Origin of the sequence: Enterococcus sp. AZ170, assembly GCF_050545135.1 — a bacterium.
GTDB classification, from domain to species: domain Bacteria; phylum Bacillota; class Bacilli; order Lactobacillales; family Enterococcaceae; genus Enterococcus_L; species Enterococcus_L ureilyticus.
The window spans coordinates 1,780,883-1,798,391 of the sequence record NZ_CP172947.1; the positions used below are offsets into that span (position 1 = coordinate 1,780,883).

Consider the following 17,509-nt stretch of genomic DNA (forward strand, 5'->3'; position numbering starts at 1 on the left):
TAACTTCATACTAATGCATCAGTCAAGGTTAAACCAAGGCTTCGGCAATTGTCTGATCAATAACTAAAATAGTCAAGCAGTTCCCCAGCAATAACGGCTTGATACTTTCAGCTTTTTCTACCCCACAACCAATGACCATCACATCAGGTATTTCCATTAAATCTTCCACTTTGACACCCAACATTCGTTTGCTTATTTCATTGTTTACTGTTTTGCCATTTTTGTCAAATAAGGAGGCTACTGCATCACCTTTTACCCCAGTTTCTTTTATCACTTGTAGTTCTTCTGTCTCGATATAACCAAGACGCATCCACGTAGAGCTTTCAATAGGATTCCCTACGCCAATGATTGCAAAGTCAACATTCTTTGCTTGTGCCATCGCACGACCAACTAGTTGTGACTTGTTTAGAACATTTGCTAATTCAATACTTTCTGCTAGGGCCGGTGCATAAAAATACTGACAACGGCTATAGATTTTTTCAGCTAATCGGAAGACTAAATGATTGGTGTCAAAATACAGATGCTCACTTGAAATACCTCCTACAAGCGGACAAACATTCATCGTTGGAAATGAGCAATAGGGCATTTCATCGATCATATCTGCTAAGGTCGTTCCCCAAGACAAGCCTACACTCATATCAGCTGTCAAACGGTCTTTAAAATAATATGCAGCTGCCCGACTTACTTCCTTTTGAATGGTTTCAGATTTTTTTTGCTCATTAGTTGGTATCACAATAACGTCACTAAGTTGATATTTTCGCTCTAAGCGTAAAGCCAAAGCAACTGCATAAGCAGATTCATCTTTGATTGAAACTGAAACGATTCCAGATTCCCTTGCCTGGTGTAAAATTTTTGAAACAACAGGTCGAGAAATGCGCATTTCTTTTGCGATCATTGCTTGAGTCAAACCTTGTTCATAGTACATTGTAACGATTTTTAAGATTTTTCTGCGATCTTCACTGATTTTCATCGTTGAAGCCCCGCTTTACTCATACATTGATTTATTGCAGCAACTAATGTATCGACTTGGGGCGTTGCACGCATCTCTAATAATTTTTGAGCAGGCATAGGAACAAACTCACCACCTAAGCGAATAATTGGGCTTTTCAACTTCATAGCAATTTTTGATTCAGCAATTATTGCTGTGATTTCTGCACCAAAGCCACTATTTTTAACCGCTTCAGTTGCAACGATCACTCGTTTTGTTTTTTTAACAGAAGCTAAAATCGCTTCTTTATCAAGTGGAACTAAGGTTCTTGGATCGATAACTTCGATTGAGACTCCTTTTTCTTTTACAATCTCAGCAGCTTGTAACGCTTTATTGACCATTATTCCTGTAGCAACGATCGTCACATCATCCCCAAGGCATTTAACATCTGCTACACCAATCGGAATAGTATAAGGAGTCGCTGGAACACTTCCTACAGTTTGGTATAATAATTTGTGTTCATAAAACATCACAGGGTTATTATCTTTTATGGCGGCATGCAGCAATCCTTTTGCATCGTACGCATTACTTGGCTGAATTACTTTTAGCCCAGGTATATGAGCCATCCAATTTTCTAAACTCTGTGAGTGCTGAGCGGCTGCTCCTGTTCCTGAACCAGCTGCAGTTCGCATCACTAACGGAACTTTGGCTTTTCCGCCATACATATAATGGATTTTAGCCGCTTGATTAACCAGTTGATCCATCGCAATAGTAATAAAATCTGAGAATTGTAATTCTATTACAGGGCGCATTCCTGTCATCGCAGCTCCCACTGCAGCTCCCGCCAGTGCGCTTTCAGAAATTGGCGTATCGCGAACTCGCTGTTTTCCAAATTTTTTCTGAAGGCCTTTGGTAGCACCAAAGCCACCACCATAAATACCGATATCTTCTCCCAAAAGAAAAATATGTTCATCTTGGCTCAATGCTTCATCTAACGCTTCATTGATTGCTTGTAAATAAGAGATTATTCTCATAAGGTATCCTCCGCGTAGACATGCGTCCACAAGTCTTCAACTGTCGGTTCACTATCATGTTTCACAGAAGCAAGTAGGTCTGCAAATTCTTTTCGAATCACCTCTTCCATTTGCCGAATCTCGTTCGCTTCAATTTCTCCATTTTGAATCAGTTTTTTTTCTAATCGTACAATCGGATCATTGTTTTCTTGCCAGTCTCGGCATTCAGCTTCGGATCGGTAAAGTAATTTATCTGATTTAGAATGCCCTTTATGACGATACGTCAGTGCTTCAATCAAGGTTGGTCCACTACCGTTTCGCGCCTTTTCTACGGCTTGCGCAACAGTTCTGGAAACCTCGGTCAGATCATTACCATCGATCGTTATCCCTTCAATACCATAACTTTTACCACGTTGCGAAAGATGGTCAATATTGACCATTTGCTCAATTGAGCTGCTCATTCCATATTGGTTATTTTCAATGAGATAAATCACAGGCAACTTCCAAATAGAAGCTAAATTCAATGCTTCATGAAAACTGCCTTCATTCACAGCGCCATCGCCAGCGTAACAAAGGACTACTTGATCTGTATTTTGCATTTGGGCACTCAGCGCAGCACCGGCGGCAATTGGAAAACCAGCTCCGACAATCCCATTTGAACCAAGATTTCCTATATTCAAATCAGCGATGTGCATACTACCACCCTTGCCTTCATTCGTTCCAGTTTTTTTCCCTAACATCTCAGCAAACATACTTCGTATATCAGTTCCTTTTGCAATACAATGGCCATGATTTCGATGGGTGGAAACAATCCAATCAGTCTGTTTTAAGCTACTTGCTCCGCCAACTGCCGTAGCCTCTTGTCCGATACACAGATGCATCGTGCCATATAATTCACCTGCATCAAAAAGTTCTTGGATCATTTCTTCAAAAATTCGAATTTCCCACATTCTCTTCAAAGCTTCTGTAGCAACAATCGGTCTAGTCACTGGAATCTTGTCCACTTTTCGCTTCAACTCCTCACTCCTTTTACATTCGTTCTCTCCTGAATCATATGTAAATATTCTATAGTTTTCTTAGCTGGATAGCAAGATTTTCTCTTCAATTTTTTGATTTCCTTAAAAATTGCCTATTTCCTTGTTATTTCTATTCAGATAAGCATGATTTTTCTCATAAATCGTATATAATAGAAAATGGAGGTGGAACAAATGTTATTTCACGATGAAGAAGCGATGTTATTTTGTATGCATTGCCAAAAAGAAACACTCCATGATATTCAATACATGAATGAAATCATTTCTAGCATTGAATGTATCGAGTGCCATAATCAAATGAGCATCGATATTGATGCAATGAATCAATTTTATCATTACCTCTATGAACGCTTAGTCTCAAAACCTGGTCGCCTGACAGAAGAAGCACGGGAAGATTTCAGTAAATTTTTAGCCACCATGCCAATGAGAATTATTAGTAAGCCAATGCGTTTTACAAATGAATATAATCAAATGAATAAAGAAGTGAAGGATTACGTTTCTCGCGTAAAACAGGATGAAGAATACGATGACTAATTTAACGCAATTATTTACAACCAATACAGTCTTTTTATATGATCAGAATTGCTTAACAGCAAAAGACTACTTTTTGCCTTTTGCCTTAACAGATACCTTTACCACATTTTCTGGAATCAATCAGCAACCGTTGATCCATTTTTGGCAACTTGACCAAGCAATGATCTTGGGAATGAAAGATACACGTGTGACTGATCTGAAAAAAGGACTTATTTCTTTAAAGGAAAATGGCTATAAAACTGTGATACGTAATGCAGGTGGATTAGGCGTGATTGCTGATTCTGGTATTTTAAATGTTTCACTGATTCTGCCAAATGCTGGAAGTAAAAAAATCAGCATCGATGAAGCGTATCATTATATGTGGCATTGGATCAAACGAGCATTCGGTGACATAACCCACGATATTGAAGCCTTCGAAATAACTGATTCTTATTGTCCCGGGACGTTTGATTTGAGTATTAACGGTAAAAAATTTGCTGGTATCGCGCAACGCCGTGTAAAAGACGGTATTGCAATCATGATTTATTTGAGTATCAATGGTAACCAACAAAAACGCGGTGAAATCGTTCGAGATTTCTATAGAATTAGCTTACAAGATGACTTCGGGAAAAATGGGTATCCTCCTGTTGATCCAACAGTTATGGCGAATTTAGAAGAGTTGCTTAACGAAAAATTAACAATCGAAGTGGTGAAAAAGCGATTGATCAACGTATTAATAGATGACACATCGGTTGTCATAGACAGTCAAGCATTACCAAAATTGCTTAAATCTGATTGCTTTACTGCCGAAATCGACAAACAATTAGAGAAAATGAAGCAGCGAAATCAATTATTAGATGAAACGATTACTAAAAAGGAGTGAAAAAATGCCAACCCTGTATAAACATCAAATTTTACCGATTGAAAAGGTTTTTAGAGATCCAGTTCACAATTATATCCACGTTCAGCATCAGGTTATTTTGGATTTAATTAATTCTGCAGAAGTACAAAGACTACGTCGGATCAAGCAATTAGGTACCTCTTCTTTTACCTTTCACGGAGCAGAACATAGCCGTTTTGCCCATTCCCTTGGCGTTTATGAAATAACGCGTCGTATTTGTGATATCTTTCAGCGGAATTATTCAGCCGAACGTTTAGGCGAAGAAGGATGGGATGATAATGAACGTCTCGTTGCTTTGTGCGCTGCCTTACTTCATGATGTTGGTCACGGGCCCTATTCGCACACATTTGAGCACATTTTCCAGACGGATCATGAAGCAATCACAGTAGAAATTATTACATCTCCTGAGACAGAAGTTTTCCAAATATTAAATCGAGTTGCAGCTGATTTTCCAGACAAAGTTGCAAGTGTTATCACAAAAAAGTATCCTAATCCGCAAGTGGTTCAAATGATTTCCAGTCAAATTGACGCCGATCGGATGGATTATTTATTACGAGATGCCTATTTTACAGGGACAGAATATGGAACGTTTGATCTAACTAGGATTTTACGCGTAATCCGACCTTATAAAGACGGATTAGCCTTTGCGATGAACGGCATGCATGCGGTAGAAGATTATATTGTCAGCCGCTACCAAATGTATGTACAGGTGTATTTCCATCCTGTTTCTCGTGGTATGGAAGTTATTTTAGATCACTTACTTCATCGAGCAAAAGAATTATATGAACAGCAGCCTGAGGATTATCAACTGCATTCTCAACTTTTAGTCCCTTTTTTTAAAGGAAACTTCTCATTACAAGAATATTTAAAGCTAGATGACGGTGTCTTGAATACTTATTTTACGCAATGGACTTCCTTGCCAGATCCAATCTTAAACGATTTGGCAAACCGATTTTTAATACGTAAACCATTAAAATCTGCGACATTTTCTGGAAATCGTGATTCCGTGACGATCCGACATTTACAAGCATTAATCGAGAAAGTCGGTTATAATCCTAAATATTATACAGCGATCAATTCAAGTTATGATTTACCATATGATTTTTACCGTCCAGAAAAAAATAGTCATCGTACCCAGATTGAAATTATGCAAAAAGATGGCACATTGATTGAATTATCAAAAGTCAGCCACTTAGTTGCAGCTCTTGCCGGTCAAACGCAAATCGACGAACGCTTTTATTTCCCAAAAGAAATGGTCGATCCTAAAAGGCAGAATCATTATGATTTGTTTGATGATACCTACCGTGAGTTTGCGTCCTACATTCATAATGGCGCATTGGTTGAAGTTGAAGGAAAAAATAAAGAATAGGTTTACAGGAGGAAATTATGACAGTTAAATTAGTGGCAATCGATATCGATGGAACATTACTTGATTCAAACAGAAAGATCACACCGAAAGTTAAAGAAACACTGCAAAAAGCAAATGCAAATGGTATGTATATCGTGTTATGTACAGGCCGTCCTTTGCCAGGCGTGACAGAACAATTAGTAGAATTAGACTTATACGGAGACAACGATTATGTGATCACTTATAATGGTTCTTTAGTTCAAGCGACAAAGTCAAACGAAATCATCTCTCAATATACCTTAAGCTATGATGACTTTTTAGAAATTGAATTGACCGCTCGAAAAGCTGGTGTGCATTTGCATACAATTGACGATAAAGCAATTTATACGGCAAATCGAGATATTGGTAAATACACAGTGCATGAAGCTTACCTTGTTGACATGCCTTTAAAATACCGTACGGTAGAAGAAATGACACCTGAATTATCAATTATTAAAATGATGATGATTGATGAGCCTGAAGTTTTAGATAAAGCAATCAGCCAACTTTCAGCTGATTTTCTTAATAAATATACAACTGTAAAAAGTACTGATTTTTATTATGAAATTTTAAATAAAAAAGCAAGTAAAGGGAATGCTTTAGCCAAATTAGCGGAACATTTAGGTATCTCCCAAGCAGAAACAATGGCTATCGGAGACAATGAAAATGATCTGTCCATGATCGAATATGCAGGAATTGGTGTTGCTATGGGCAATGCCACAGACAGTGTAAAACGTGCAGCTGATGTTCAGACTACGAGCAATGACGAAGATGGTGTTGCAGAAATTTTATTGAAATATATATAAATCTAAGAATCGCTCATTCACAATAAGAAAATAAGCAGAGATAAAACTCAGATTGGTTTATTCTTTGCTTATTTTTTTGTCTGCCATTTTTTCACTGCCCACTTGTGGCTACCTCTTTTTAGCAAATCAATTCCTGTATCTACTTGGACCCAACTAATCATATTTGTTTTTTCTAACGGAGCACATATTTGCCGCCAACTATCTGCAACAAAGAAATATCCTGGATTATAATAATCTGTATTTCGATGTCTGGAGTGGAAATATTCGTCGGCCTGCCCTAGGTAATGTCCAATGACTACTTCAAAGCCCAGCTCTTCGATCATTTCTCGATGAATCGCCAGTTCTTTCGTCTCACCTTGTTCAATTTCTCCGCCTGGTAAAAAGTATGCCCCATTAGGTGCTTGAACTAAAACTATTTCTGTTGCATTATGTCGTGATATCACAATATAAGCACCCATTCTTTTTTTATAAGTCAGTGTTTCTGATTTTTCACCAAATGACGGTGTTTCCATAAAAACAACTCCTTTTTCGTTTAAACTAATTTTACATGAGAATTTTCTCATGAACAAGTAATATCGTATCATTTCACTCACAATTTCATTAAAGTCTATGCTACTATAAAAATATCAGCAGATGAATTGATTCATTCTGCGATAAGATTCATTTATGAAAGGAAGATGACTCATATGAAAATGGCTCACACTTGTGTTCGTGTCAAAGACTTAGAAGCGTCGCTAGAATTTTATCAAAAGGCATTCAATTTTGAAGAAAGCCGCCGCCGCGATTTTCCAGAACATAAATTTACTTTAGTTTACCTTACTTTACCAGGAGATGGTTATGAACTAGAGTTAACGTATAACTATGATCATGAAGCCTATCACTTAGGAGATGGTTATGGACATATCGCTATAAGTACGGATGAAATCGAAAAATTGCATGAAGAACAAAAAAACGCAGGATTTACTGTTACCGATATGAAAGGCCTCCCTGGAACACCACCATCGTATTATTTTATTACAGATCCAGATGGTTATAAGATCGAAGTTATTCGCGCTCGCTAAAAGATAGATAGCTACTCGTTTTAGGTTTCCCTAATAAATGAGTAGCTGTTTTTTATTGACATTTTAATCACCAAATCATTTTTACCCTATTTTTTAAAAAAAGTGATACACTGATATTCTACATATTAATTGAGGACGTGATCAGATGACAACCACTATCGGCATAGCCGGAAACCAAATTATTCAATCCGTTGATGTTTTCAACGGTAACCATGTATCTTATACACCACAAGGATTCGTGACAGCGATACAACAAGCAGGAGGCTTACCTATGATTTTACCTATTGGAAAAGCTGAAACTGCTGCAGGATATATTTCGAAAATCGATAAATTATTATTAGCGGGCGGGCAAGATATTTCTCCTGACTTTTTTGGGGAAGAACCTCATCCAAAATTAGAAGAAACTAATCGCAATCGTGATCTTTTTGAAATAGCCTTAATCAAAGAAGCAATCAAACAGCATAAACCTATTTTCGCTGTTTGTCGAGGGATGCAGTTGATTAATATTACTTTAGGAGGAACCTTATTTCAAGATCTTTCATTATACCGTGACTGGACAGTAAAACATGGACAACAACCTACCCAACCACAATTTGCAACGCACGATATTCATGTAGAAAGAGACAGTATTTTATATCAACTTTTTGGATCTAATTATCGTGTTAACTCTTATCATCATCAGGCCATCAACCGATTAGCACCCACTTTAAAAATAACAGCAAAAGCATCTGATGGTATTGTAGAAGCTGTTGAATCCGTTACAAAGGAGCAACGGATTCTAGGCGTCCAATGGCATCCTGAGCTGCGTTTTGATATAGATGCTAAGGAATTCAAACTCTTTGACTATTTTGTCAACCAATTTTAAATAATAGTAAAATAGCAGGAGAACGTTTGATACAGTTCTCTTGCTATTTTGCTTTATTCATTTTTAAAAATCAAAGTTTTCTGGATCTGGACCTAAGCGTTCATTAGTATTTAATTGATCAATTTGTTTAATATCTTCTTGCGTTAATGCAAAATCAAAAACATCAAAATTTTGCTCGATTCGATCTTGATGAACTGATTTTGGAATCACAATGATATCACTTTGCAAATGCCAACGAATGATCACTTGAGCTGCCGTTTTATGATATTTTTTGCCAATCTCAATTAAAGTTGGGTTCGCTAAAATCTTTCCTTGCCCTAAAGGAGACCAGGCTTCAACCGCAATCTTATTTGCAGCTAAAAATTTACGTAACGGTTCTTGTGTCAAAGTAGGATGAATCTCAATTTGATCAACCATTGGAACAATTTTGGCTGTTGTCAATAAATCTTCAATATGATGTTCGTGAAAATTAGATACCCCAATAGCTTTTGCACGACCACTTTGATAAATTTCTTCCATCGCACGCCAAGAATCTTTATATTTACCTTCAACAGGCCAATGAATCAAATACAAATCAACATAGTCTAGTTGAAGTTTGGCTAAACTCTCGTCAAACGCTTGTAAGGTTGATTCGTAGCCTTGATCAGCATTCCATAGCTTAGTTGTTACAAATATCTCATCTCGCGGAATTCCTGCTTGACGAATTCCTTCGCCAACACTCGCTTCATTTTTATACGCGGCAGCAGTATCGATTAAACGATAGCCTGTTTCTAAAGCCCATTTTACAGAATCGACTGCTTCATCTCCATCTTTTACTTGCCAGACACCCAATCCTAACCGTGGGATGCTAGAACCATTGGCCAATTTTTTTGTTTCTTCAAAAGACATTTGTTTCATTCCTTTCCTAAACAATTCCTACATTTATATTATACTCTTTAAAACACCCATTGGAAAACAACTGGCTTATCTCTACTGTGAGTTATAAGCTGATTATTGCATTAGTATCGCAAAACTTTTAGTACATAAAAAAATAATTTCCTAATTAACTTCGAAACTTGTTGTATAATTCTCCATTTGTGTTTTGCGCCCAACTCAGTATTTATTATCCGCTTTAATGCATTGATTTTTACTGCAACATCTTTAATTGTTATTTCAGTAAAAACGCGCAATTTGCTTAGCACTTCTTGTTGATCAATATCATATTTTGTCAGCTGATAGACTTCGATCAAGCGGTTTAACTTTTCGTCATACAGGGCATCCGTTGCATATTTCCCAGTTAGCGATTTGGTAGCTTCTGGATAATTCTTAGTTTGACTTTTCCAGACACTTTGATAATATAAAGTGTTCCCAGTTACGCCCATTTTTAAAAGCATGGCATAGTCTTCCAAAGACTCCTTATAGGACGAATATTGGCGAAACTTTGAATCAATGGTGAACAAATTTCCTTGACCGTCGTCTTCTTGTGTTTTCATCACAACTGTGGCACCTTTATAATCTCCTTTGATTCCAAATAGATTATAATACGGTGGAATCGATAGAGCACTATTTCCTGCTTCTGATTCTAAAATTGCTTGTGCTATCATGACCGAGGCATACAAATCATGATAACTAGCTATTTTACTAGCTTGCTCTCCTATTGTATGGACAAATTCTTCAATTGATTGGCTTTTATCAGTCATCGTTTCTGAAAAATCAGATACAGTTTCTTCGCTCTTTATTATTTCATGAATATCATCAGAGATTTCTACAGACTGGGCTAAAAATCGTGCGTATTTAGATGATTGATTCTTCCTCTCACTGATCGTGTCAGTCTTTATTATTTTGATTGTTTTTAATCCTGTTCTTTCTTTCAGTGTACTGCTAAGTTTTAGAGCTGGTGCAGCAATCATCAAGGTTGGCATTACTAAGCCTAAAATCATTATCAATAATACTTTATTGTTCATCCGCCTCTTCCCTTCGTGATTTTGTTATCTAAAATAACAATACGCAATTCTTTAGCTTTTTGATCATAAAAGGTTATATGCTTTTTTTACTTTTAATGAAAAAAAAAACAACGAGTTTCGCTCGTCATTTCCTTTTAGTAGTGAAATATATGATTAATTAATCTTCTTCAGGCAATTCTATTTTCTCGATTTTATTAAAATCATCCAATTCTGAATCAATACTAATAACAACCCGTCCTTTTTTATTTTCTCCAACAATTTTGATATTCATTTCTTGGACGTTGAACGTTTTTTTATCCGCACGTATATCCATCTCAATGGTTAAGTCTTCATCGGTATCAAATCCAGTAAATGAAACATTATAATATTTCTTTAATGTTTTAAATAATTTTTTATCATAACCTTCATAAACCAGATGATAATCCTCGTCCGTTGTCTCAAGATCTAATGAATCTGAAACAAGACTTAGTAATTCTAAAGGCACGCTGTAATCAATTTGCTTACTAAATTCTTTAGCATCCACTTTAGCGGTCTTTTTCCAAACCCCTGGGCGATCTTCTAAGTAAGCTTTCCCATCTTTTATAATAATTTCAAGCTCTTCCTCATCTGCATTCAATACATCAATATGGAAACTATCATTTTTGCGGTCAACTTCAGAACTCATTTCAACAGTTGAGCTATTTTTCTGACCTAACGCATTAATTTTTACACTAAGATCCATTTCCAATGAATAGCTATCCACTTTGGCCTCCTGCGTATCCATGCGCTTAAGTACATTTTCTTTTGTAAGTGGCTTATTACAACCTGATAACACAAATAATAAAGCAACGACCAAAACAATTTTTTTCATTTTAACTCTCCAAACTCTCATATTATTAGATTTAACTATATCCCCTAACAACCATTATACTAAAGCTAATTCAAAAATACGAGAGCTTTTATAAAGTTATGCTTTTATCTTTCTGATCCAACCAGCTGGTGCAGCTATATCACCAAACTGAATGCCTGTCAGTTCATCATATAATTTTTGTGTCACTGGTCCGACTTCTTGTTCACTATAAAACACATGAAAATCTTTATACGTTTGTATCCCGCCGATTGGTGAGATCACAGCCGCAGTCCCACAAGCACCAGCTTCTTTAAATCGATCTAAATCATCAATAAAAACATCCTCTTCAACTGCTTCTAGTCCAAGATTATGTTCTGCTAAATGAAGAAGAGAGTATTTAGTAATACTTGGCAAAATAGACGGAGATAGTGGTGTAACAAAGCGATCATCTTTCGTAATACCAAAGAAATTGGCTGACCCAACCTCCTCAATTTTCGTATGCGTAATTGGATCAAGGTAGATACAATCTGAAAAGTGTCTTTCTTTTGCTTCTTCTCCTGGTAGAAAACTTGCTGCATAGTTTCCTCCAACTTTAATCGCTCCGGTTCCTTGAGGTGCTGCACGATCATAATCAGAAAATATAAAGTTTGTCGGCGTTAAACCACCTTTAAAGTAGGCTCCAACAGGCATACAAAAAACAGTAAAAAGATATTCAGGTGCTGGGCTTACTCCTATGCCTGCCCCGACACCGATTAATAACGGGCGGATATATAGTGTTCCGCCACTGCCATATGGTGGAACAAATGCTTCATTTGCTTTTACAACTTCTTCTATAGCATGAATGAATTTTTCTTCGGGTACTTCAGCCATCAATAAACGTTTAGCACTTCGATTCATTCGTTTTGAATTTTCATCAACTCTAAATAAATTGATGGAACCATCTTTACATCGATAGGCTTTTAACCCTTCAAAACATTGCTGCCCGTAGTGTAGTGCTGCCGAACCTTCATTGATATGCAACGTACTATCCTCTGTTAATTTACCATCATCCCACTGGCCATCTTTCCACATCGAAATATAGCGAAACGGGGTTTTTATATAATCAAAGCCTAAATTATCCCAATCAATTGTCATATGATCACTCCTTATTTTCAGAATATTGTAACACATTTCCAATGATTTTGTTAAGCTTTTTCCATAAAAGGTGACATCTTTTTTTAATTTCAAGTATAATGATAAAATGAATATAGATTAAAAAGAAAGTTGGGATCTCTTTGTTTATTTTCGGACAAGCACTATCCAGTTCCACCATTGAAAGTACCATGGATTCTACACTGGATATAAAAACGGTCACTGAAAAAAAAGTTAATGCTTTACAACGCTTTTGGAACGGCATCAATTGGGATCAAATTATTGCTACTTTGATTGAAAAAACAATTTATCTTTTATTTTTGATACTTCTTTTTGCCTTTTTAAATCGAGTAGGAAAGTCATTAATTGATCAAGCTTATGGAAATTACAGTAAGAAACAAACACTTAGTGAGAGTCGTTTGAAAACCTTACATACATTGATTAACAACGCTTTTCAATATACACTCTTTTTCTTTTTTGTCTATTCTTTGTTAACGGTAATCGGTGTACCTGTTGGTTCACTTCTTGCTGGAGCAGGGATCGCTGGTGTGGCTATTGGCTTAGGTGCTCAGGGTTTTATGAATGATATTATTACGGGTTTTTTCATTATTTTAGAACAACAAATGGATGTTGGCGATTATATTCGCTTGAGCGCTTTAGGTATTGAAGGAACGGTCACAGCGGTTGGACTTAGAACAACTCAAATGAAAGCTTTAGATGGGACGGTTCATTTTATTCCAAACCGAAATATCACAACCATCAGTAATCTTTCTAGATCAAATATGCAAGTCTTGATCGATGTTCGTATTATACCAGACGAAGGATATGATGCAATTATCGCTGTGATTGATCAAGTAAACGAAGAACTAAAAGAAAAATACACTGAAAGTATTCAATCGGGTCCTACAATTTTTGGAATGGTCGATCTTGGAAATGGAAACTTTGCAATTCGTACCACGATGTATGTTTTAAACGGAAAACAAGCCTTGGTCAGAGAAGAATTTTTAACACAGTATGTAAAAAAATTATCTGAAGCAAACTTCACAATTCCAAATACACCGATTACTATAAAGTAATCATTGAAAATATTCCAATCATACTAGATAAAAACAGACAGAAACTTCACTCATTGAGCGTTGTTTCTGTCTGTTTTGGATTGGCTTATTTTTCTTCAATACTTGCCAATAACTGTTCCATTGTGTCTTGATTTGTTTTTGCTTTGCTCTTTAATGTCCATGAGATACTTTGAACAAAATGTTCTTTACCTTCTAAAATATCAATATCATAGAAAAATTTAATTCCATCAACCGCTTGGTAAAACGTATAATTGGTTCCTTTAAGTCCGTTTCTAGTCACTTCTTTTTCTTGAACCTCATCAGGTTCATCGATCATCTGTTCTATAATTAATTCTTTATAGAAATCAAGGCTCTCGAAGTCCTCTTTATTTTCTCCAATGACAACATAATAAATAGTGTTTTTCATATTACTTAATGCAACGGAGGCATCTTCATATACCTCTTCAACCTCTAATTCTTTCCAACCCTTGATTAAATCAACTGAGAACATCGCCTCTTCTATTTCAAAAGATATTTTTTTATCAGTTGTTCCATCGTCATTTTTTTGACTCACTCGATCGGTTATCCCTACTTCTTTTTTTCTATTATAAAAATTAGTAGTTGAGCAACCTGTTAATAATAAACTTCCTACAATAATTCCAACGATACTACCCTTTTTCAAATTTCCAACACTCCTAAATTAAAATAGCTATCAGTTACTTATCCAATGATTTCAGAAATTTACTGATATGCGTGACTGCAAATGGAATTGCTTCTTCTTTTGGATCGAATTTTGCCGAATGTAACCCATAAGGACTATCGACTCCCAACCAAAACATCGTTCCTGGAACCTTAGATAATAAATACCCAAAATCTTCACCTGTCATGGCTACTTCTGCCACTTCAAATAAAACATCTGGCTCATTTTCCATATAGGACATGAAGTTTTCTGTTGTCTGCTGGTCGTTGATTACCGGCAGATATCCTTTTTGCTCTAAAGAAACAGCTACTTCACAATTAAAAGATTTAGCGATCCCTGCACCGATTTCCCTGATTCTAATTTGAGTCAGCTGATTCATCGCATCTGTCAACGTTCGAATCGTACCAGAAATCGTCGCTTTTCCAGCAATCACATTTGTCGCAGTTCCTGCATTGAACGTCCCAAAAGTGACTACTGCACCTTCGATGGGGTTGACATTTCGGCTGACAATTGTTTGTGCTTGTTGCACGAAACTCATCCCTGCTATGATCATGTCATTTGATGCCTGAGGGAATGCTGCGTGGCCACCTTTTCCAGTTAAAGTAACTTGAACCTCGCAAGTTGCGGCAAAGAGTGTACCGACTTTCGTTGTAATCTTTCCTACTGGCAAATCAGGGTTGACATGAAGTCCATAAAACTCATCTGGTAACCAAGAACCAAATGCGCCAGCCTCATACATTAGCATACCTCCAGCTTCATTTTCTTCTGCTGGCTGAAAAAGGAATAGATAATTATTTTTTGGCTGATTCATCGTTAGCTGCTCCAACAATCCCAAACCGATTGTCATATGAAAATCATGCCCACATGCATGCATCGATCCTACATGTATAGATTGAAAATCAGAGACAACTTCTTCTGTTATTGGTAAGCCATCAATATCTGCACGCCATCCAATTGTTTTAGTTGGTGCAGTTCCATGCACAAATACTAAAATTCCAGTTTGCCATGTTTTCACTTCGATAAAGTCTTTCTCAATTGATGAAATGATTCTTAGCAAAAATTGTTGTGTCTTTACTTCTTCTAAGCCGATTTCTGGTATTTGATGCAGCTGTCTACGAATCTTGATCAATTGTTCTTGAATCACTACTTATCTGCCTCATTTCTATTTCTCTATGACTTATTGTTGAATAAAAACAGGTTTCTGTCAATCCTTCTTTATAATAAATTTCACAATTTTGCACTATTTTCCCAAAAATTTATATGTACTCGATAAAATTTTTAGCAAATTCACTTATTTTTTCTAAATCGATTCCTTTTAGTTTATTTTCCTCACTGATTGGAACCCATGATGGTTTATATCCACCAAAAGAAGTGATTTCAATCGATGCTTCTCTAACAGCTTTTGGAATACTATCAACAATTACTTGTTCTGTTGTTTTTGGTTTTGAATTACATAAGTAACATGCAACCGTTTTAGACAACAACTCAATTTGATTCTTCTTCAAGAAATCTCTGATTGGTTTATACATTTTATCGTTTCGGACACCAGCGCCAATAATAACATGACTAAATTCAGCTATATTTGGTTGCTGTTGCTCGATATCTAAAAGAGTGGCTCCACTTAACTCCGTACTTAAAAAATAAGCACATTCTTTAGACGCACCCGATTTTGTTCCATATACAATCAATAATTTCATATATTCTATCCTCGATTCTTCCTTTGCTTTACACAAAATACTCTGTTTGTTATGATAAAAATATTAAAATATATTTCGATTAAAAAGAATCTCGTTTAACGAGATATATTAAGCGTAAAGCGAGGAATCTAATTTGTCAAACAATGAAATTTCAAAAAATACTGATGCTATCAACCAACTTACCTCTTTATTACGAGGTTTCGGTTCACGTTCTATTTTACATCAACAAGCTATCATTCAGTCTTTAGGAATCCCCACAAATGATTACATTTCAATTGACTTATTAAATGAATCAGGTCCTATGACAGCTGGTGAACTAGCTGAAAAAACTGGCTTATCTACTGGAACTATCACGGCTTTAATCGACCGATTGGAAAAAATAGGTTATGCCCAGCGAAAAAAGGACCCTAATGATCGAAGACGAGTCATTATTGTACCTACATATGAAGATAAAGAGGAAATAAAAAAAGCTTACCAGCCTTTGGATAGTGCTATGAGAAATCTAGCTCATGAGTACTCCGAAAAAGAGTTGCAATTAATGAATGAATTTTTATCAAAAGCAATCTCAGTATTAGATAGTCAGCTACAACAAAAGTGATTGATCATTGGACCTACAAGCTACTAAAGGACGTATCAAACTTTTTATGTTAAAGCAACGTTTTTATTGTTGTTTCTCTTCGCTTACCTATGCTAGTAACAGTTGCTATTTTAGATAAAAATAAAGTGAGGGGGACATAACTCTTCGAGTCATATCTCACTCACTTAAAATTCGTTTAAACAGCAGAAGTAGAAGTCTTCCTCCATGTTTCTGGGGTTTGAGCATTTACGTGGTATCTAGTTCATTCTTTAACCATTTAAGCAAAAAGCTGTGGTTTATTACTATAATTTGCGTAATTCTTCCATCATATTCGTTTTACTTTTCGTCTTAGCATCGATATCTTTGATTTTTTTAGCTGGCACACCAGCTACAACCGTATAAGGTGCAACATCATCAACTACAATGGCACCAGCTGCAACAACTGCGCCTTCACCAACACGAATACCTTCTAATACAACAGCATTCGCACCAATCAAAACATTGTCTTCGATGATAACTGGCTCTGCACTAGGCGGTTCGATCACACCAGCTAGGACAGTTCCTGCACCAATATGACAGTTTTTCCCAACGGTGGCACGTCCACCTAAGATAGCCCCCATATCGATCATCGTTCCTTCGCCTATCACTGCACCGATATTGATCACAGAACCCATCATGATTACAGCATTGTCACCAATTTCTACTTGATCTCTGATAATGGCGCCGGGTTCAATCCGTGCATTGACCTCTTTAATATCTAACATTGGAATAGCAGAGTTACGCGAATCGTTTTCAATCACGTAATCTATGATATTGTCCTTATTCTCTTCCAAAAATTCTTTGATTATCTTCCATTCACCAAACAAAGTGCCCGTTTTACAATTAGTAAATGCTTGAATCTCTTCTGGAAATGTTACTTCCTTGAGCTTGCCTTTTAACGTGACCTTTACTGGTGTTTTTTTCTCTGCGTTTCCAATATAGTTAATGATTTCATATGCGTCCATAACATAACTCCCTTCAAATTAAGTAACAATGGTGCTACTTATAAGGTATTAGCTTATCAAAAAAT

Annotated in this window: 20 protein-coding genes; 8 read left to right on the plus strand and 12 right to left on the minus strand. The window is 36.3% G+C overall.

The window, feature by feature from the left end; all coding sequences use genetic code 11:
* Positions 1–28: 28 nt before the first annotated feature.
* Genes IGJ55_RS08615 through IGJ55_RS08625 form a run of 3 tightly spaced genes read right to left on the minus strand, consistent with a single transcriptional unit; the run spans position 29 to position 2,957 of the window.
* A complete protein-coding gene (locus IGJ55_RS08615) occupies positions 29–970 on the minus strand; it encodes a sugar-binding transcriptional regulator (RefSeq protein ID WP_069640699.1) in 942 nt (313 codons plus the stop codon).
* Positions 967–1,962, minus strand: a complete 996-nt coding sequence (locus IGJ55_RS08620; RefSeq protein WP_430606165.1) for an alpha-ketoacid dehydrogenase subunit beta — start codon at positions 1,960–1,962, stop codon at positions 967–969. The genes IGJ55_RS08615 and IGJ55_RS08620 overlap by 4 nt, the downstream gene beginning before the upstream one ends.
* Positions 1,959–2,957: a thiamine pyrophosphate-dependent dehydrogenase E1 component subunit alpha gene (locus IGJ55_RS08625; RefSeq protein ID WP_430606166.1), complete on the minus strand. Its 999-nt coding sequence runs from the start codon at positions 2,955–2,957 to the stop codon at positions 1,959–1,961. The genes IGJ55_RS08620 and IGJ55_RS08625 overlap by 4 nt, the downstream gene beginning before the upstream one ends.
* Before the next feature lie 192 nt (positions 2,958–3,149).
* On the opposite strand from IGJ55_RS08625, the gene IGJ55_RS08630 reads away from it, so the two are divergent.
* From IGJ55_RS08630 to yidA, 4 genes are read left to right on the plus strand one after another with little or no spacing between them, the layout of a single operon-like run.
* On the plus strand, positions 3,150–3,509 hold the full coding sequence (locus IGJ55_RS08630; protein WP_069640702.1) for a hypothetical protein: 360 nt from the start codon (positions 3,150–3,152) through the stop codon (positions 3,507–3,509).
* Positions 3,502–4,371: a lipoate--protein ligase family protein gene (locus tag IGJ55_RS08635; protein WP_069640703.1), complete on the plus strand. Its 870-nt coding sequence runs from the start codon at positions 3,502–3,504 to the stop codon at positions 4,369–4,371. The genes IGJ55_RS08630 and IGJ55_RS08635 overlap by 8 nt, the downstream gene beginning before the upstream one ends.
* Positions 4,372–4,375: 4 nt before the next feature.
* Complete coding sequence (locus tag IGJ55_RS08640) at positions 4,376–5,758, plus strand: HD domain-containing protein (protein ID WP_069640704.1); 1,383 nt, start codon at positions 4,376–4,378, stop codon at positions 5,756–5,758.
* 17 nt (positions 5,759–5,775) lie between these two features.
* A complete protein-coding gene (yidA, locus tag IGJ55_RS08645; protein ID WP_069640705.1) occupies positions 5,776–6,582 on the plus strand; it encodes a sugar-phosphatase in 807 nt (268 codons plus the stop codon).
* 68 nt (positions 6,583–6,650) lie between these two features.
* Here yidA and IGJ55_RS08650 read toward each other — a convergent pair whose 3' ends face one another.
* Positions 6,651–7,094 carry an NUDIX hydrolase gene (locus tag IGJ55_RS08650; RefSeq protein ID WP_430606168.1) on the minus strand — a complete coding sequence of 148 codons (444 nt, stop codon included), beginning with the start codon at positions 7,092–7,094 and terminating at the stop codon, positions 6,651–6,653.
* Between the two features lie 174 nt (positions 7,095–7,268).
* Here IGJ55_RS08650 and gloA point away from each other — a divergent pair, with 174 nt between their 5' ends.
* Positions 7,269–7,643 carry a lactoylglutathione lyase gene (gene gloA, locus IGJ55_RS08655; RefSeq protein WP_069640707.1) on the plus strand — a complete coding sequence of 125 codons (375 nt, stop codon included), beginning with the start codon at positions 7,269–7,271 and terminating at the stop codon, positions 7,641–7,643.
* 145 nt (positions 7,644–7,788) lie between these two features.
* The gene (locus IGJ55_RS08660; protein WP_430606169.1) at positions 7,789–8,508 is read left to right on the plus strand and encodes a gamma-glutamyl-gamma-aminobutyrate hydrolase family protein; all 720 of its coding nucleotides are present in this window, start codon (positions 7,789–7,791) and stop codon (positions 8,506–8,508) included.
* Positions 8,509–8,571: 63 nt separating this feature from the next.
* Here the strand turns inward: IGJ55_RS08660 and IGJ55_RS08665 are convergent, their stop codons facing one another.
* From IGJ55_RS08665 to IGJ55_RS08680, 4 genes are all read right to left on the minus strand, one after another.
* Positions 8,572–9,396: an aldo/keto reductase gene (locus IGJ55_RS08665; RefSeq protein WP_430606171.1), complete on the minus strand. Its 825-nt coding sequence runs from the start codon at positions 9,394–9,396 to the stop codon at positions 8,572–8,574.
* A gap of 110 nt (positions 9,397–9,506) precedes the next feature.
* Positions 9,507–10,451, minus strand: coding sequence for a glucosaminidase domain-containing protein (locus IGJ55_RS08670; protein ID WP_430606173.1), 945 nt, complete (start codon positions 10,449–10,451; stop codon positions 9,507–9,509).
* Positions 10,452–10,608: 157 nt separating this feature from the next.
* Positions 10,609–11,301, minus strand: a complete 693-nt coding sequence (locus tag IGJ55_RS08675) for a DUF6612 family protein (protein WP_207120310.1) — start codon at positions 11,299–11,301, stop codon at positions 10,609–10,611.
* A gap of 96 nt (positions 11,302–11,397) precedes the next feature.
* Entirely contained in the window at positions 11,398–12,414 is a 1,017-nt protein-coding gene (locus IGJ55_RS08680; protein WP_207120309.1) for a branched-chain amino acid aminotransferase, read from the minus strand.
* A gap of 140 nt (positions 12,415–12,554) precedes the next feature.
* On the opposite strand from IGJ55_RS08680, the gene IGJ55_RS08685 reads away from it, so the two are divergent.
* The gene (locus IGJ55_RS08685) at positions 12,555–13,487 is read left to right on the plus strand and encodes a mechanosensitive ion channel family protein (protein WP_069640713.1); all 933 of its coding nucleotides are present in this window, start codon (positions 12,555–12,557) and stop codon (positions 13,485–13,487) included.
* Between the two features lie 85 nt (positions 13,488–13,572).
* On the opposite strand, the gene IGJ55_RS08690 is transcribed toward IGJ55_RS08685, so the two are convergent.
* From IGJ55_RS08690 to IGJ55_RS08700, 3 genes are all read right to left on the minus strand, one after another.
* A complete protein-coding gene (locus tag IGJ55_RS08690) occupies positions 13,573–14,148 on the minus strand; it encodes a hypothetical protein (protein ID WP_430606175.1) in 576 nt (191 codons plus the stop codon).
* 34 nt (positions 14,149–14,182) lie between these two features.
* A complete protein-coding gene (locus IGJ55_RS08695) occupies positions 14,183–15,310 on the minus strand; it encodes an amidohydrolase (RefSeq protein WP_207120307.1) in 1,128 nt (375 codons plus the stop codon).
* Positions 15,311–15,422: 112 nt separating this feature from the next.
* Complete coding sequence (locus tag IGJ55_RS08700; RefSeq protein ID WP_429949746.1) at positions 15,423–15,863, minus strand: flavodoxin domain-containing protein; 441 nt, start codon at positions 15,861–15,863, stop codon at positions 15,423–15,425.
* Between the two features lie 133 nt (positions 15,864–15,996).
* Here IGJ55_RS08700 and IGJ55_RS08705 point away from each other — a divergent pair, with 133 nt between their 5' ends.
* On the plus strand, positions 15,997–16,461 hold the full coding sequence (locus IGJ55_RS08705) for a MarR family winged helix-turn-helix transcriptional regulator (protein ID WP_429949745.1): 465 nt from the start codon (positions 15,997–15,999) through the stop codon (positions 16,459–16,461).
* Positions 16,462–16,742: 281 nt separating this feature from the next.
* Here the strand turns inward: IGJ55_RS08705 and dapD are convergent, their stop codons facing one another.
* Positions 16,743–17,444 (minus strand): 2,3,4,5-tetrahydropyridine-2,6-dicarboxylate N-acetyltransferase, encoded by a 702-nt coding sequence (gene dapD / locus IGJ55_RS08710; protein ID WP_429949743.1) that lies wholly within the window; start codon positions 17,442–17,444, stop codon positions 16,743–16,745.
* Between the last annotated feature and the right edge of the window lie 65 nt (positions 17,445–17,509).

Excerpts from the sequence above, each read along its gene's own strand:
- IGJ55_RS08615 (WP_069640699.1), bottom strand. The coding sequence starts at position 970 with ATGAAAATCAGTGAAGATCGCAGAAAAATCTTAAAAATCGTTACAATG.
- IGJ55_RS08620 (WP_430606165.1), bottom strand. The coding sequence starts at position 1,962 with ATGAGAATAATCTCTTATTTACAAGCAATCAATGAAGCGTTAGATGAA.
- IGJ55_RS08630 (WP_069640702.1), top strand. The coding sequence starts at position 3,150 with ATGTTATTTCACGATGAAGAAGCGATGTTATTTTGTATGCATTGCCAA.
- IGJ55_RS08635 (WP_069640703.1), top strand. The coding sequence starts at position 3,502 with ATGACTAATTTAACGCAATTATTTACAACCAATACAGTCTTTTTATAT.
- IGJ55_RS08640 (WP_069640704.1), top strand. The coding sequence starts at position 4,376 with ATGCCAACCCTGTATAAACATCAAATTTTACCGATTGAAAAGGTTTTT.
- yidA (WP_069640705.1), top strand. The coding sequence starts at position 5,776 with ATGACAGTTAAATTAGTGGCAATCGATATCGATGGAACATTACTTGAT.
- IGJ55_RS08650 (WP_430606168.1), bottom strand. The coding sequence starts at position 7,094 with ATGGAAACACCGTCATTTGGTGAAAAATCAGAAACACTGACTTATAAA.
- gloA (WP_069640707.1), top strand. The coding sequence starts at position 7,269 with ATGAAAATGGCTCACACTTGTGTTCGTGTCAAAGACTTAGAAGCGTCG.
- IGJ55_RS08660 (WP_430606169.1), top strand. The coding sequence starts at position 7,789 with ATGACAACCACTATCGGCATAGCCGGAAACCAAATTATTCAATCCGTT.
- IGJ55_RS08665 (WP_430606171.1), bottom strand. The coding sequence starts at position 9,396 with ATGTCTTTTGAAGAAACAAAAAAATTGGCCAATGGTTCTAGCATCCCA.
- IGJ55_RS08670 (WP_430606173.1), bottom strand. The coding sequence starts at position 10,451 with ATGAACAATAAAGTATTATTGATAATGATTTTAGGCTTAGTAATGCCA.
- IGJ55_RS08675 (WP_207120310.1), bottom strand. The coding sequence starts at position 11,301 with ATGAAAAAAATTGTTTTGGTCGTTGCTTTATTATTTGTGTTATCAGGT.
- IGJ55_RS08680 (WP_207120309.1), bottom strand. The coding sequence starts at position 12,414 with ATGACAATTGATTGGGATAATTTAGGCTTTGATTATATAAAAACCCCG.
- IGJ55_RS08700 (WP_429949746.1), bottom strand. The coding sequence starts at position 15,863 with ATGAAATTATTGATTGTATATGGAACAAAATCGGGTGCGTCTAAAGAA.
- dapD (WP_429949743.1), bottom strand. The coding sequence starts at position 17,444 with ATGGACGCATATGAAATCATTAACTATATTGGAAACGCAGAGAAAAAA.